Genomic DNA, 13,898 nt, shown 5'->3' with positions numbered 1-13,898 from the left:
GCTCAGACGTTGACGGCGACCAGTACCGGTGCGGTGCACACGTGCAGCGCGTCGTCCATCGGGCGCGCGCCGGTGCCGGCGCAGCCCAAGCCCACCATGACCAGCGGGGAAGCGGCGTCGGTGCCGAGGCCGCTGAACGAGCGCGGCCCGGGCACCCGCCAGCGGACCTCGCCCGTGGCCGGCTCGTCGCCGAGCAGCCCGGGGCCGCCGCTGACGGTGCCGGTGTGGACGCCGACGCCGCCGAGGACCGTCCAGCCCTTCACCCCGGACGCCCCGAACGGCTCGCCGGTCTCCCCGGAGCGGGCCGCGACCCGGCGCACCTGCTGGGGCTGCGGCCCGTCGACGTACACGGCCGCGGCCACCGGGTCGACGGTCCAGATCTGCTGCACGTACGGGACGCCGGGTGCGCGGACCTGCCCGGTCACGATCCGCCACAGGAGGGTTCCGTCGGCTGCCGAGATGGCCGCGGCGCTGTCGTCGGAGGTGGCCAGGAGCACCCCGCTCAGCCCGTCGTAGGGGGTGCTGGAGCTGCGCCCGATGTACAGCCGGCCGTTCGCGCCGATCGGTGCCGACACCGGGATGCGGGTCAGCGCGCCGGTGGCGAGGTCGAGGCGCTGCACCTGCTCGAGGCCGCCGCCCGCCCGGTCGAGGAACAGCCCGGCCCCGTCGGCGTGGTAGCCGGCGAACGGGGCCACCGGGGAGGTCCACCGGGGCTGCCCGGTCGCGAGGTCGACGGCGCTGACCTCGCCGGAGAACCGCAGCCAGATCGCCCGGTCGCCGGCCAGGCCGGACACGGCGGCCGCGGGCACGTTGCCCGGCCCGTGCGGATACGGCGCGTCCCAGCTGCCGACCGCCCGGCCGTCGGCGGCGCTGACGACGCCGGCCCGGTCGGGCCCGTCCTTGGCGTCGGTGGCGACGACCATCACGTGCTGCGCGTCGGCGAAGATCTGGCAGTAGGCGCCGGCGGGCGGGAGCGGCAGCGCGGCGTTCCAGCGCAGCCGGCCGCTCGCCGCGTCGTAGGCGAGCAGCCGGTCGCCGGCCCACAGGTAGAACGCCGGGCCGGCCTTGCGGCTGCAGGAGCGCGCGGACGCGGTCCCGTCCGCGCTCGCCGGGAACACGAACCCGCCGCTCTCCACGTACGGCCCCGGCACCGGCACGGACCAGCGCATCGTGCCGCGGGCGTCGCAGCCGGCGGTGCACAGCCGCTCGGTGGTGGGGTAGGCCGACGGCCCGGCGGCGGCCGGCCGCGGATCGGCGGGGCGGTGCAGCCGGACGGCGAGCACCACGGCGGCCGCGGCGACGAGCCCGGCGGCGAGCACGACGAACCAGCGCCCCCGTCCGGCTCCCATGCGGGCAGCGTAGCCGCCGGCGTCAATCGACGCACAGGCGACAGCTGCCTTGATCGGTACCGTGCCGGGTCCGCACAATGCCGGGCGTGGACGTGGACGAGGCCGGGCCGCGGCGGAGCTGGTGGCGGCGATGGTCCGATGTGGACCTGAGCGGGTGCAGCCCCGACGGGTGCGACGGTTGCGATGGGTGTGACGGCTGCGACGGGTGCGACTGCAACCCGTTCATGCTCGGGTCGCTGCTCGGGGTGCTGGCGATCGCGGCGCCTCCGCGGGCGGCGCGCCCGGTGGGGGTGCGGCCGGGTGTGCCGGTGCGGGCGGGGATGGCGGCGATCCGGGGGTACCAACGCCGGCTCTCACCGCATCTGCCGACGCGCTGCCGTCAGGTGCCCTCGTGCAGCAACTACGGGCTGGAGGCGGTCCGCCGCTACGGTCTGGTCATCGGCTCGCGCCTGACCGCGGCCCGGATCCGCCGCTGCAACGCGTCGACGCCCCGCGGGACGCACGACCCGGTCCCGTAGCGGCATTGCAGGTTTCGCGGCCCGTCGGGCCTGGAATCATAGAGGGCGTGGATCGCACATCGTCACCCCACGAACGGGCCCATCTGGCCCGCAAACATGCCGCCCGGGCCCGCGACCGCGCGCAGGCCGGGCGGCTCGCGGCCGAGCGGGCCCAGCGGGCCGCCCGCGCCGCACTGGAGGCCGCGCTCGAGGCCCGCAACCGGGTGCTGCAGCGCAGCGTGCACTGAGCGGGCGCTGAGCGGCTCGCAGCGCCCGCCGAGCCGCGGCCGTCCGGACTGTGACCGTTCGCGGTGGATCGAGAGGATGGGCCGGCGGTGGACGTGTACGAGGCCGTGGACAGCCGCCGCGCCGTGCGGGCGTTCAGCGACCGGCCGGTGCCGCGGGAGGTGCTCGAGCGGGTGCTCGGCGCGGCCGCGCGGGCGCCGTCCAGCGGGAACCTGCAGCCGTGGCACGTGTACGTCGTGGCGGGGGAGCCGCTGGCCGGGCTGAAGCGGCGGGCGACGGCGCGGGCGCGGGCGGGCGATCCGGGCGACGAGCGGCAGTATCCGATGTACCCGGCGGAGCTGGCGGCGCCGTACCGGGACCGGTTCACGGCCGCGGCCGCTCAGCGCTACGCGGCGCTCGGCATCGAGCGCGACGACCCGGCCCGGCCGGCGAAGATCGCCGCGCTGAACTCGGACGGGTTCGGGGCGCCGGTGGTGCTGTTCTGCTACGTCGACCGGGCGATGGGCCCCGGGCAGTGGGCCGACGCGGGCATGTACCTGCAGACCGTGATGCTGCTGCTGCGCGCCGAGGGCCTGCACAGCTGCCCGCAGGTGATGTGGACGATGTACCGCACGACGGTGAGCGAGACGGTCGGCGCCGGCGACGAGCTGGTCCTGCTCTGTGGTGTCTCGGTCGGCTACGCGCGTGACGGCGTGCCACCGCTGCGCACCGGGCGGGCCGACCTGCGCGAGACCGTGACGTTCGTCGGCGGCTGAGCTCAGACGCCGAGCAGCCCGCGCTCGTGCAGGAACCGCTCCAGCTGCGCCGCGTCCGGCTCGGACATGTACTCCCGGGGGATCACCGTCGCCGGGATGCGCCCGACGTACACGACCCAGAAGTCCGGCGTCTGCGCCACCCGCGAAACCCCGTCCCAGGCGATGCCGCCGGACTCGGAGCCGCTCGTCATCATGATGTTGTCGGCGGTGATGTCGTAGGCGCCCTCGACGGCGTAGCGGCCGGAGCGGCGCTTGGAGTTGTACCGCACCCACGGCCCGTAGAGGACCGACAGCGCGCCGCCGACGACCATCGCGAGGGACAGCGGCTGGATGAGCGCACCCCAGGACGCGTAGCGGGTGACCACCAGCCCGATGACGCCCAGCCCTACGAGCGCGGCGCCGATGTTGCGGTACCGCCGCAGCTTCTCACTGCTCATGACGGCGGCCACCCGTGCGGGGTAGGCCGGGTCGGCGGGGACGTCGAATCGGATCTGCACCCACGTACTTTAGTCCGTGCACCCGGGCCGCCGGGCACGACACCGGCCGCGTCCCGCGGTGGTCGCCGGCATAGGGTCGGGCGGTGACGATCGCGGCGTCCTACTCGGCGGTGGCCGGGCTCTACATCGACATGTTCGCATCGCCGGACAAGACGCACCCCGACGACCTGGACTTCATCAGGCGGCACCTGGCCGGCCGGCCCGGGCCGGTGCTGGACCTGGGCTGCGGCCCCGGGCACCTCACCGGCTACCTGCACGGGCTCGGCGCCGACGTGTCGGGCATCGACCTGGTGCCCGAGTTCGTCGCCCACGCCCGGGCGGCCCACCCGGACCTGCGCTTCGACCTGGGCTCGATGGACCACCTGGAGGCCGCGGACGCCTCCATCGCCGGGATGCTGCTGTGGTACTCCCTCATCCACCGCGACCCCGAAGACGTTCCCGCCGTCCTGGCCCGGCTGCGGCGCGCGCTGATCCCGGGCGGCATCATGGTCGTCGGCTTCTTCACCGGCGAGCGCGTGGAGCCGTTCGAGCACAAGGTCACCACCGCCTACCGGTATCCGCCCGACGGGTTCGCCGCACTCCTGGCCGCCGCGGGCTTCACCGAGGTCGGCCGCCTCGAACGGCCCGACGGTGACGGCGGCGCGCACCGGCCCCACGCCGCCATCGCCGTTCAGACCACCCGCTGACGCACCCACCAGAAGCAGAAGCCGGCCAGCAGCGCGGCCAGGCCCAGGAACAGGCCGGTCTCCGCCCACTGCAGCGACCAGAACTGGCTGTCCGGGTGATACACCCGATCGAGGTGCAGGTGCTGCGTGGCCAGCCACTCGCCGCACCGGGACGGGCTGCCGCCGGTCTGCATGCCGCACGCCACCGGGTCGCCCGGGCCGGTGAAGACGCTGCCGTCGGCCCTGAACGTCCCGGTGGAGACGGTCCAGGCGCCCTCGACGTCGGCGCCGCGGACGCTCATCGTGCCCTTGCTCGGGCTGAACGAGAGCCCCTGGATGTCGTCGGCGGTCAGCGGGGTGCTCTCGCGCACGGCCGCGACCAGGTGCGTGCGGACCCACAGCGGCATCGCGACCGCCACGGCCGCGTAGGCGGCGAGGGTCGTGGCCATCGCCGGGACCACGCGGCGCAGGAGCATGCCGATGGTCACGCCGAGGACGAAGGCGAAGACCGCGTACCCGATCGGCACGAGCCCGCGGGAGCCGTACAGCAGCGGCTGGATCCGGTCCTTGGAGACCACGTCGACGTGCCGGGACCAGACGGTCACGGCCAGGCTGAGCAGGCCCGACCCGGCCGCCGTCACGGCGCCGCCGAACAGCAGCCGGCCGGCCAGCCAGCGGGTCCGGGTGACCGACTGGTTCCAGGCCAGGCGGTAGGTGCCGGTCTCGAGCTCCCGGGCGATCAGGGGAGCGCCCCAGAAGACACCCAGCAGCGGCGGGAGCGCATAGGCGGAAACCAGGCCGGTGAGGTACACGGGGAAGGCCGCACTGTCGTGGAAGCGGGTCAGGAACGTGTGGACCGCACCGTCACAGCCGGCGGTGCAGGCGGCCACGTCGGCGTACAGGTCGGTGATGATGTGCGCGGTGGCGAGCAGGAGCACGCCGAGCGCGGCGATCGCCCCCGCGGCGACCACGGTCTGCGCGCGGAACTGCCGCCAGGTGAACCAGATCATCATCGGGTGGGCTCCAGCATCGGGCGGGCCGACGCGGCCTGCGACATGTACGCGAGGACGAGGTCTTCGAGGGTGAGCTGCTCGGCGGTGAACGCGAACGTGTCGGGCGGCCCGCCGGCGCGCACGATGAACGTCGACTGCCGCTCGGTGTGGCTCTCCTCGATGACGTGCACACCCGCGGGCAGGTCGGCCGGGTCGCAGCGGGCGCCGGTGAGCCGGAAGTGCCCGGCCACGAGGTCGTCGACGTCGCCGGCCACCCGCACCCGCGAGCCGACCAGCACGACCAGGTAGTCGCAGACCCGTTCGAGGTCCGACACCAGGTGCGAGGAGAGGATGACGCTGGCGCCGTGCTCGGCGGTGAAGCCCATCAGCACCTTGAGGAACTCCCGGCGGGCGAGCGGGTCGAGGCTGGCCACGGGCTCGTCGAGGATCAGCAGCTCCGGCCGTTTCGCGATGGCCAGGGTGAGGGCGAGCTGGGCCCGCTGCCCACCGGAGAGCCTCCCCGCCCGGTGGCTCGGGTCGAGGCCGAGCGCGGCGATGCGCTCCTCGGCCGCCGCCTGGTCCCAGCGCGGGTTGGCCGACGCGCCGAAGCGCAGGTGGTCGGCGATGGACAGGCCCGCGTAGGTCGGCGCGTCCTGGGCGACGAAGCCGACCCGGGCCAGCTGCGCGCCGCCGGAGCCGGGGCGGCCGCCGAGGACCTCGATGGTGCCGGCGCTCGGGCGCAGCATGCCCGCGGCCAGCTGCAGCAGCGTGGTCTTGCCGGCGCCGTTCGGGCCGACGAGGCCGACGACCCGGCCGGCCGGGATGTCGAGGGTGCAGTCGGCCAGGGCGCGGCGCCGTCCGTAGTGCTTGCTCAGGCCCACGGCTCTGAGCGCGGGTTCGGTCATGTCGACTCCTCGATGGGGGTGCGGACGGTACTCGCGATGAGCGCCTCGATGCTCTCGTCGTCCAGGCCGGCGCCGCGCGCCTTGTCCAGCCACGCGCGCAGCTCCGCGCGCAGCGACTCGTGCGCGGCGAGCGACTGATCGGCCAGGGTGCGGGCGACGAACGTGCCCACGCCCGGCCGGGCGGTGACAAGCCCCTGGTACTCGAGCTCGCGGTACGCCTTGAACACCGTGTTCGGGTTGATCGCCACCTTCGCGACGACCTCTTTGACGGTGGGCAGGCGGTCCCCCTCGACCAGCAGCCCGAGCCGCAGCGCGTGGCGGACCTGCTGGATGAGCTGCATGTAGGGGGCGATGCCGGAGCGCCCGTCGAGATGGAACTCAATCACCGTGACGTCTCGTTTCACTAGATGCCTAGCACTATAGAGATACGCCCCGGTGGCTCGTCAACCCAGCTCGACGGTCAGCCCCGGAAACTCGGCGCGCAGGCGGCACGCGGCCAGGTACATGACGCCGGCCGGCCGCCCACCCAGACGCACCCGCAGGGTTCCGGTGACCTCATGGCGTCCCCGCACCTCGGCGAAGCAGGCCTGCGTCAGCACCGCGGCGGCCCTGACGAACTCGACGTCGACGGCCGGTCCTTGACGACCTTCCACATCGACGCCCTGCCCTCGACGAGCATCAACATCGACAGCCGGCCCGTGCCAGAAATCGACGTCGACGGGGTGTCGATGACGACCGTCAACGTCGACAGGGCGTCCGCGAAGCTCGTCGACATCGACGCGGTTCCCGTGACGACCGTCAACGTCGACTGGGCGTCCGCGAAGCTGGTCGACATCGACGCGGTGCCCGAGAGAACCGTCGACGTCGACGTCGTGTTCATGACGCTCGTCGACGTCGACGCGGAGCTCGCGACGGCGGTCGACATCGACGGGGTGCCCGAGAGAACCGTCGACGTCGACGTCGTGTTCGTGACGCTCGTCGACGTCGACGCGGAGCTCGCGACGGCGGTCGACATCGACGGGGTGCCCGAGAGAACCGTCGACGTCGACGTCGTGTTCATGACGCTCGTCGACGTCGACGCGGAGCTCGCGACGGCGGTCGACATCGACGGGGTGCCCGAGAGAGCTGTCAACGTTGACGCCGTGTTCGTGACGACCGTCGACATCGACGCGGGATTGGCGACGACCGTCAACGTCGACGGGGTGTCCGTGACGGTTGTCGACATCGATGCTGGGCTCGTGACGGTTGCCGATGTCGACGGGATGTCCGCGACTGTCGTCGATGTCGACTTGGTGTTGGTGACGAGCGTCGACGTCGACGGCGTGTGCGTGACGACGGTCGGCGTTGACGGGGTGTCCGTGACGATCGTCGATGTGGACGCGGTGGGGTTGACGAGAATCGACGTTGTCGACGTTGGTCGGGGCGTCGTCGGCATAGATGTCGAAATCGAGGTCCGGGGCGCGGACCTGCCGGTTTCCCACGACGGCGGTGAGGCCGCCGGTCGTCGAGCCCGGCGGGACCATCGTCGGGCGGTGGGCGGCCAGGTACGGCTCGTGCACCAGCAGCGCCACGAGCGCCGGATCGGTGAGGTGCACCCGGGCCCGGTCGGCGTATTCGGTGACGTTGCTGACAGTCACCTGGTGGCGGTTGTGCAGGGGAACGAGGTGGCCGACGCGCAGTACACCTGCGAAATCCTGGTCGCCGAAGCTCTCCACGGCCCGGGCCGAGTAGTAGACCAGGTCCAGCAGCTCCTGCTCCAGACCCGGCCGGATGTCCTCGCGGAGCCGGTCGCCGACGGCGTCCATCGCCGCCTTGACCGCCCCCGGCCAGCCGTCGAACGCGTGGACGGGCCGCTCACCCGCCCACAGCGCAAGCTGGTCGACGGCGCGGTTGGTGGCGAAGAAGCTCATGACGAGGATGCGGCGGATGGAGTCCGGGATGACCCGGTACGGCGCCGGGAGCCCCGGCATGGTGACGGTCATGGGTGAAGGACCCCGAGCCGGCCGCGGAAGATACGGCAGCGGCCGTCATCAATCGGACATGGCCGCCCGGCCCGGCCGTCGCACCCGAGCTGGGACGGGCTGTTGCCGCCCAGCGTGGCCGGCGCTCCGAAGCTGGGGTCAGCGAGGGAGGCGGGCCGCGTCGGCGACCAGTTGGCGCCACTGCTGGCGGACCGCCGTCAGCTCGGCCCGGTGCCGCTGCTCCCACGGGGTGATCCGTGGTGCGAGAGCGAGCATCGCGGCCGTGTAGGCGGGGCGGCGGCATTCGGCGTCGGCGGCGAACTTCGCGTCCATCGACGACTTCGGGTACAGCAGGTCGTCCGGCCGCTCACCGATCGTGTAGCCGAAGCGGTCGTGCATGCACGCGCTGTACGGTGCCGCCGCCTGCTGCACGACCGGGTCCGCCTCCACCGGGGCCAGGAGGTCGTCCAGGCTCATCGTCGGCCCGATGAAGTCCCAGTACGGGCTGTGACCGTACGGCGCCGTGCACGCGTTGTACACGTCGACATCCTGCGGTGCCAGGTCCCGCTGGTCGGGTAGCAGGCGCGCCTGGGCGGCCTCGTTGCGCAGGTGCCGGCGCCCGGGGCCGCCCAGCGAGTCCAGGACCGAGCCGTAGCCGTTGCCGTAGCCCAGGTCGGCGTCGGTGAAGTCGCGGTACCAGCCGTCGTACGGCACCGGCCGGTACGCGGTGCGGCCGTGGGCGTGCATGCAGGCGGCGGTACCGCCCTCGACCCGCTCGTAGTTGAGCCGCTCGGCCGCCCGCAGCTCGTCGGCGTGGCCGTGGATGCTGATGTACAGCGCGTCCAGGCGGGCCGCGGTCGCCGCGACCCCGGCCCCGCTCGCCGCCCCGCCGGACGCGACAGCGCCGAACATCAGCAGCGCACCGGTGACCGCTGCCCGCAGTGTCCGCATCATCACCGCTCAACGCCTTGTCCACCGGGAGCGTTACGGTCCAGTGCGAGGTCCGATTTCCGCAAGCACCGGGCGGGCGAAGGCGCGCAGGATTGGGTGATGACCACAGACTGGGACGCGGTGACCAAGGGCCTGGACGACGTCGGGTGCGCGCCGACCGGCCGGCTGCTCGACGCGGCCGGCTGCCGCGAGCTCGCCGCGCTGTTCGACCGGGACGAGGTGTTCCGCTCGACGGTCGACATGGCCCGGCACCGGTTCGGCTCCGGCTGTTACCGCTACTTTGAGCGCCCGTTGCCCGCCGTCATCGAAGCGTTACGGCAGCGGCTGTACCCCAGGCTGCTGCCGATCGCCCGCGACTGGTCGGCCCGGCTGGCCCGTCCGGCGCCGTGGCCGGACACGCTCGACGAGTGGACGGCGATGTGTCACGAGCGGGGCCAGCGCAAGTCGACGGCGATCCTGCTGCGCTACGGCCCGGGCGACTGGAACGCGCTGCACCGCGACCTGTACGGCGAGCTCGTCTTCCCCCTCCAGGTCGTCATCGGCCTGGACCGCTACGGCACCGACTACACCGGCGGCGAGTTCATGCTCGTCGAGCAGCGTCCCCGCGCCCAGTCCCGCGGCACCACGGCGATCCTGGAGCAGGGCCACGGCCTCGTGTTCACCACCCGGGACCGCCCCATCCGCACCGCCCGTGGCTGGTCCGCCGCCCCGGTGCGCCACGGCGTGAGCCTGGTGAAGTCCGGCCGCCGGCACGCCCTCGGGATCGTCCTGCACGACGCCGAGTGAGCGACCGCGCCATCACCGTCGCACGGCCGGCGTCACCGCCGCACCCGGCGCGACCGGCGTCACCGTTGCCCACCGCGCGACCGGCGTCACCGTCGCACGACCGCCATCACCGTCGCACGACCGGCGTCACCGTCGCACCCGGCGCGACCGGCGTCACCGTCGCCCACCGCACGACCGGCGTCACCGTCGGACGACCGCCATCACCGTCGCACGACCGGCGTCACCGTCGCACCCGCCACGACCGGCGTCACCGGTCGGCCCACCGCACGACCGGTCCGGCCGCCACCGGCGCGCTGCGGGCCGGGAGCCAGCCGGAGCGCCTGAGCACATCGCCGCTGCGCACCGCGCCGCGCCGCCCGGGCCGCGCGCCGGCCGGCCCGTCCGCGTGACCGGCGGTGACCGGGGGCGGCCCTACGGCCCGCAGACGGTGGCCGTGAGGCGGGCGCGGGTGTCGCGCATGGTCGCGGCGAGGTCGGTCGGGTCGGGGCGGCTCACCCAGGTCACGAACGCGACCCGCAGCACCACCACCCCGGCCTCGGCGGCCAGCGTCGCCTCCGGGTCCGGCACGCCGCGGCAGCGGAGGCCCTCGGCCAGGGCGGCGGCGATGCGGGCCATCTTGATGAGCTCGCGCTCGAGCAGCTCCGGGTTGGCCGTGATGACGGCCTGGCGCTGGCAGGAGTGCGCGTGGTTGCGCCCGAGGAACTCGGCGGCCGCGTCCAGCGCGGCCGTGACCGCGTCGAGTGGTGTGGCCGTCGCCGGAGCGTTGTCGAGGGCCGCCACCATGCCCTGGAGCAGCAGCTCGGAGCCGGCGAAGAGGACCTCGCGCTTGTCGGTGAAGTGGCGGAAGAAGGTGCGCGCGGTGACGCCGGCCCGGGCCGCGATCTCGGCGACCGTCGTCTGTTCGAAGCCCTGCTCGACGTACAGCTGCATCGCCGCCTCACCCATGCGGCCCCGCGCGTCCGGCTCCCAGCGTCCCACGTCACACAGTCTAGGCCATGTCACATGATGACATCGCGTGCTACGTTCGTCATGTCATCAAGTGACATCGCCTCGAAGGTAAGGACGTCACCATGCGCATCTTCGTCACCGGCGCCAGCGGCTGGATCGGCTCCGCCGTCACCGCCGAGCTCCTCGCCGCCGGCCACCACGTCGTCGGCCTGGCCCGCTCCGACAGCGCCGCCGCGACCATCGCCGGCCTCGGCGCCGAGGTGCGCCGCGGCAGCCTGGACGACCTCGACTCGCTGCGCGCCGGGGCGGACGACTCCGAGGGCGTGGTCCACCTCGGCTACAACCACGACTTCTCGGACATGCAGGGCGCCGCTGAAACCGACAGGCGCGCGATCACCACGCTCGGTGACGCCCTGGCCGGCACCGGCCGCCCGCTGTTCATCGCCTCCGGCGTCGCCGGGCTGAGCCGCGACGGCACGCCCGCCACCGAGGACGAGCCCGGCGACCCGGCCAGCCACCCGCGCGTCGCCAACGCCGCCGCCGCGCTCGCCTACGCTGACCGGGGTGTGCGCGCCGGCGTCATCCGCTTCGCCCCCACGGTCCACGGCGACGGCGACCACGGCTTCATCGCCGTCCTGGTGGACGCGGCCCGCCGCCACGGCGTCTCGGCCTACGTCGGCGACGGCAGCGGCGCCTGGCCGGCCGTCCACCGCGCGGACGCGGCGACGCTGGTGAGGCTCGCGATCGAACAAGCTCCGGCGGCGGCTGTACTGCACGCAGTAGCCGAGCCCGGCGTGTCCACGAAGGCCATCGCCGAGGCGATCGGCCGCGGCCTCGACCTGCCCGTCAAGTCCGTGCCCGCGCAGGAGGCCCCGGCCCACTTCGGCTGGATCGGGATGTTCTTCGGCCTGAACATGCCCGCGTCGAGCGAGTACACCCAGCGGCAGTACGGCTGGACCCCGACCCACCCGACGCTGCTGGAGGACCTCGACGCCGGCTACTACACCAGGTCCTGAGCGACCGGCCGAACGGCCCGCGGCGGGCGCGGGGCGCCCTGCGCGGGTGATCCGACCGCGACCCGCCCCGGCGCCGGCGGCCGGGCACGACTGCGGCGGCCATAGGGTGGTGGCATGCGCAACGTGGTGCTGTATCAGCTGATGTCCCTCGACGGCGTGGCCGAGGAGCCCGGCAACTGGATGTTCGACACGGACGCGGGCGTGTTCGACAACCTGGCCCGCGTCATCGAACGCCAGGACGCCGTCCTGCTCGGCCGCGGCACCTACGATTACTGGTCCGGCTACTGGCCCACCGCGGACGTGGAGCCGTTCGCGAGCTTCATCAACGGCACGACCAAGCACGTGTTCACCGCGTCCCGCCCCGCCACTGCATGGTCCAACAGCGTCTTCGTCGACACCCCGGCCGCCGGGTACGTCGCCGCGCTCAAGGCCGGGGACGGCGGTGACATCGGCATCCACGGCAGCATCGCGCTCGCGCAGTCGCTGCTCCACGCCGGCCTGGTCGACGAGCTGCGGCTGGTCGTGGCGCCCGCGCTCGCCGGCACCGGCCGGAAGCTGTTCGCCGACCAGGACGCGCTGCGGCGGCTGGACCTGGTCGAGGTCCACGGCACGACCGGCGGCAACGTCCTGCTGACCTACCGCGTGCCCGGCCAGTAGGTAGCGGCCGCCCGTCCCGGCCGGCGGCGCTCAGGTGACGGGGACCTGGGCGGTGACGGTGGCCTGATCGAAGTCGGACACGCGCAGGGTCAGGGTCAGCCTCCAGTCACCGGCGAACGGGAACGTGATGTTGCCAAGGCCCTGGTTGCCGGTGAGGGTGTAGACCGGGTTCGGCATGGGCTCGATGCCCTGGCCGGGCAGGGCCGCCGTGACCGTCCACTCGACGACCTCCAGGGGCCGGCCCTCCGGGGTGTACACGAACGCGTGGAAGCTGTTGTACTCGCCCACCGCCGCCGGGTACACCTCGAACTGCACCGCATACAGCGGGCTCGTCAGCGTCGTGGCGAAGCCGCGGGCCCGGGCCGCCGCGGCCGCCTCCACGTCGACGGTGCGGCCGGGCGTGAGCTGGACCAGCACGGCGCTCGCCGCGAGCACGGCCATGGCCAGCGCGGCCTCGACGCCGACGCTGCGGCGCAGCCGCGCCGCGGTGAACGCCCCGCGCTGCACGAGCCGCCGGGAGAGGTAGGCGATCGCGAGGACGCCGACGACCAGGCCGCCCTTGACCAGGATCAGCCGGCCGTACGTGCTGCCGGTGACCGCCGGCCAGCCGCCGAGCTGCACCAGGGCCTGCAGCACGCCCGCGGCGACAAGCCAGTACACGGTGATCAGCGCCCACCGCGACCACGACGGCAGGATCAGCCGCAACTCGCGCGGGTCGGCCCGGCGCAGCACCACGGCCGCGAGCACGATCAGGCCGCCGAGCCACAGGCCCATGGCGGCCAGGTGGACCACGTCGGCCGCGACCAGCAGCCACGCATACGGCGACGCCACCGGATGCCCCGTCAGCGGCCACGTGACGAGCCCGCCCACGGCCACCAGCGCGAGCCCGGTGCCGAGGCGCCGGTCGGGGCGGCGCCGCAGCCGGGGCAGGATCACCGCGACCGCGCCGAGCGCGACCAGCCGGGCCAGCAGCAGCAGGCCGAACTGTGACGTCAGCACCTCCCACAGCTCGGCCGGGGCCACGTCCAGCAGCGCCGCGCCGGACGCGGCCGGGGCCTGCAGCCACAGCGCGGCGACGGTGCCGCCGGCCGCCGCGTAGATCCCGGCCCGGGCCAGGCGCAGCGGCGCGGCCCGGGAGAGGCGGCGGGGGTACCACACCGCCAGCAGCACCGCCGGGCCGATCAGCAGCACCAGGCCGACGTACCCGGCGTACTTCGCCGCCGGGACCAGGGCTCGCACGATCGGGTCAATGCCGGTCGGCACCGCGGCGGCCGGGCCCGCCGACGGCGCGCCGACCGAGAACGTGAACGAGCCGGACACCGGGTGGCTGTCGGCCGAGATGACCCGGTACGAGACGACGTACGTCCCGGTCACCCGGTCCGCGGCGCGCAGCCGGAGCACCAGCGCGCCGTCGGCCACCGCCGGGTCGCCCGCGTTGATCCGCTTGCCGTCCGGCCCGGCCACGACCGTTTTGCCCGGTACCGCGTGCACTGCCTCGTTGAACGCGAGGCGGATCTCCCCGGGCAGCGTCGCCACGACCGCCCCCGGCCGCGGGTTCGACTCGCTCAGCACGGCGTGCGCGCTCGCCGGGAGCGCCGGTGCAGCGAGCACGAACAGGACACCGGCCACCGCCGCCACGAGCCACCTCACGGAGGGGGTACGGGCAGGGCCCC

17 protein-coding genes are annotated in these 13,898 nt (G+C 73.9%); 8 read left to right on the top strand and 9 right to left on the bottom strand.

Translation table 11 applies throughout. The features are described from left to right. Window positions 1–2: 2 nt before the first annotated feature. Complete coding sequence (locus tag Dvina_RS30015; protein WP_223092684.1) at window positions 3–1,349, bottom strand: outer membrane protein assembly factor BamB family protein; 1,347 nt, start codon at window positions 1,347–1,349, stop codon at window positions 3–5. 86 nt (window positions 1,350–1,435) lie between these two features. On the opposite strand from Dvina_RS30015, the gene yidD reads away from it, so the two are divergent. From yidD to Dvina_RS30000, 3 genes are all read left to right on the top strand, one after another. Beyond that, window positions 1,436–1,867, top strand: coding sequence for a membrane protein insertion efficiency factor YidD (yidD, locus tag Dvina_RS54580; protein WP_246655407.1), 432 nt, complete (start codon window positions 1,436–1,438; stop codon window positions 1,865–1,867). Window positions 1,868–1,914: 47 nt separating this feature from the next. After that, complete coding sequence (locus tag Dvina_RS30005; protein ID WP_223092683.1) at window positions 1,915–2,094, top strand: hypothetical protein; 180 nt, start codon at window positions 1,915–1,917, stop codon at window positions 2,092–2,094. Between the two features lie 87 nt (window positions 2,095–2,181). After that, window positions 2,182–2,847, top strand: coding sequence for a nitroreductase (locus tag Dvina_RS30000; RefSeq protein WP_223092682.1), 666 nt, complete (start codon window positions 2,182–2,184; stop codon window positions 2,845–2,847). Window positions 2,848–2,849: 2 nt separating this feature from the next. Here the strand turns inward: Dvina_RS30000 and Dvina_RS29995 are convergent, their stop codons facing one another. Continuing rightward, window positions 2,850–3,344 (bottom strand): YcxB family protein, encoded by a 495-nt coding sequence (locus Dvina_RS29995; protein ID WP_223092681.1) that lies wholly within the window; start codon window positions 3,342–3,344, stop codon window positions 2,850–2,852. Window positions 3,345–3,475: 131 nt separating this feature from the next. On the opposite strand from Dvina_RS29995, the gene Dvina_RS29990 reads away from it, so the two are divergent. After that, on the top strand, window positions 3,476–4,030 hold the full coding sequence (locus Dvina_RS29990; protein WP_223105788.1) for a class I SAM-dependent methyltransferase: 555 nt from the start codon (window positions 3,476–3,478) through the stop codon (window positions 4,028–4,030). Here Dvina_RS29990 and Dvina_RS29985 read toward each other — a convergent pair. The 4 genes from Dvina_RS29985 to Dvina_RS29970 are packed head-to-tail and all read right to left on the bottom strand — an operon-like array spanning window position 4,015 to window position 6,559. Next, a complete protein-coding gene (locus Dvina_RS29985) occupies window positions 4,015–5,022 on the bottom strand; it encodes an ABC transporter permease (RefSeq protein WP_223092680.1) in 1,008 nt (335 codons plus the stop codon). The two genes, Dvina_RS29990 and Dvina_RS29985, sit on opposite strands and share 16 nt — an antisense overlap. Next, the gene (locus tag Dvina_RS29980; RefSeq protein WP_223092679.1) at window positions 5,019–5,906 is read right to left on the bottom strand and encodes an ABC transporter ATP-binding protein; all 888 of its coding nucleotides are present in this window, start codon (window positions 5,904–5,906) and stop codon (window positions 5,019–5,021) included. Before Dvina_RS29980 ends, Dvina_RS29985 begins: the two co-directional genes overlap by 4 nt. Continuing rightward, window positions 5,903–6,292 carry a GntR family transcriptional regulator gene (locus Dvina_RS29975; protein WP_223092678.1) on the bottom strand — a complete coding sequence of 130 codons (390 nt, stop codon included), beginning with the start codon at window positions 6,290–6,292 and terminating at the stop codon, window positions 5,903–5,905. Before Dvina_RS29975 ends, Dvina_RS29980 begins: the two co-directional genes overlap by 4 nt. A 57-nt stretch (window positions 6,293–6,349) precedes the next feature. Continuing rightward, on the bottom strand, window positions 6,350–6,559 hold the full coding sequence (locus Dvina_RS29970; RefSeq protein ID WP_223092677.1) for a hypothetical protein: 210 nt from the start codon (window positions 6,557–6,559) through the stop codon (window positions 6,350–6,352). On the opposite strand from Dvina_RS29970, the gene Dvina_RS29965 reads away from it, so the two are divergent. Then, window positions 6,545–7,894, top strand: coding sequence for a hypothetical protein (locus tag Dvina_RS29965; protein WP_223092676.1), 1,350 nt, complete (start codon window positions 6,545–6,547; stop codon window positions 7,892–7,894). The two genes, Dvina_RS29970 and Dvina_RS29965, sit on opposite strands and share 15 nt — an antisense overlap. A gap of 132 nt (window positions 7,895–8,026) precedes the next feature. On the opposite strand, the gene Dvina_RS29960 is transcribed toward Dvina_RS29965, so the two are convergent. Beyond that, window positions 8,027–8,821 carry a hypothetical protein gene (locus Dvina_RS29960; protein WP_223092675.1) on the bottom strand — a complete coding sequence of 265 codons (795 nt, stop codon included), beginning with the start codon at window positions 8,819–8,821 and terminating at the stop codon, window positions 8,027–8,029. Window positions 8,822–8,917: 96 nt separating this feature from the next. Here Dvina_RS29960 and Dvina_RS29955 point away from each other — a divergent pair, with 96 nt between their 5' ends. Then, on the top strand, window positions 8,918–9,604 hold the full coding sequence (locus tag Dvina_RS29955) for a 2OG-Fe(II) oxygenase (protein ID WP_223092674.1): 687 nt from the start codon (window positions 8,918–8,920) through the stop codon (window positions 9,602–9,604). A 411-nt stretch (window positions 9,605–10,015) separates the two neighbouring features. Here Dvina_RS29955 and Dvina_RS29950 read toward each other — a convergent pair whose 3' ends face one another. Then, a complete protein-coding gene (locus Dvina_RS29950; protein ID WP_246655406.1) occupies window positions 10,016–10,582 on the bottom strand; it encodes a TetR/AcrR family transcriptional regulator in 567 nt (188 codons plus the stop codon). 92 nt (window positions 10,583–10,674) lie between these two features. Here Dvina_RS29950 and Dvina_RS29945 point away from each other — a divergent pair, with 92 nt between their 5' ends. Next, window positions 10,675–11,568: an SDR family oxidoreductase gene (locus Dvina_RS29945; protein WP_223092673.1), complete on the top strand. Its 894-nt coding sequence runs from the start codon at window positions 10,675–10,677 to the stop codon at window positions 11,566–11,568. 114 nt (window positions 11,569–11,682) lie between these two features. After that, complete coding sequence (locus Dvina_RS29940) at window positions 11,683–12,225, top strand: dihydrofolate reductase family protein (RefSeq protein ID WP_223092672.1); 543 nt, start codon at window positions 11,683–11,685, stop codon at window positions 12,223–12,225. Between the two features lie 30 nt (window positions 12,226–12,255). On the opposite strand, the gene Dvina_RS29935 is transcribed toward Dvina_RS29940, so the two are convergent. Next, the gene (locus Dvina_RS29935; RefSeq protein ID WP_223092671.1) at window positions 12,256–13,875 is read right to left on the bottom strand and encodes a copper resistance CopC/CopD family protein; all 1,620 of its coding nucleotides are present in this window, start codon (window positions 13,873–13,875) and stop codon (window positions 12,256–12,258) included. Between the last annotated feature and the right edge of the window lie 23 nt (window positions 13,876–13,898).

It is taken from the genome of Dactylosporangium vinaceum, from assembly GCF_019904175.1.
Taxonomy (GTDB): Bacteria; Actinomycetota; Actinomycetes; order Mycobacteriales; family Micromonosporaceae; genus Dactylosporangium; species Dactylosporangium vinaceum.
The sequence above is the reverse complement of the archived record's forward strand: the minus strand, read 5'-3'. Positions and strand labels throughout refer to the sequence as shown.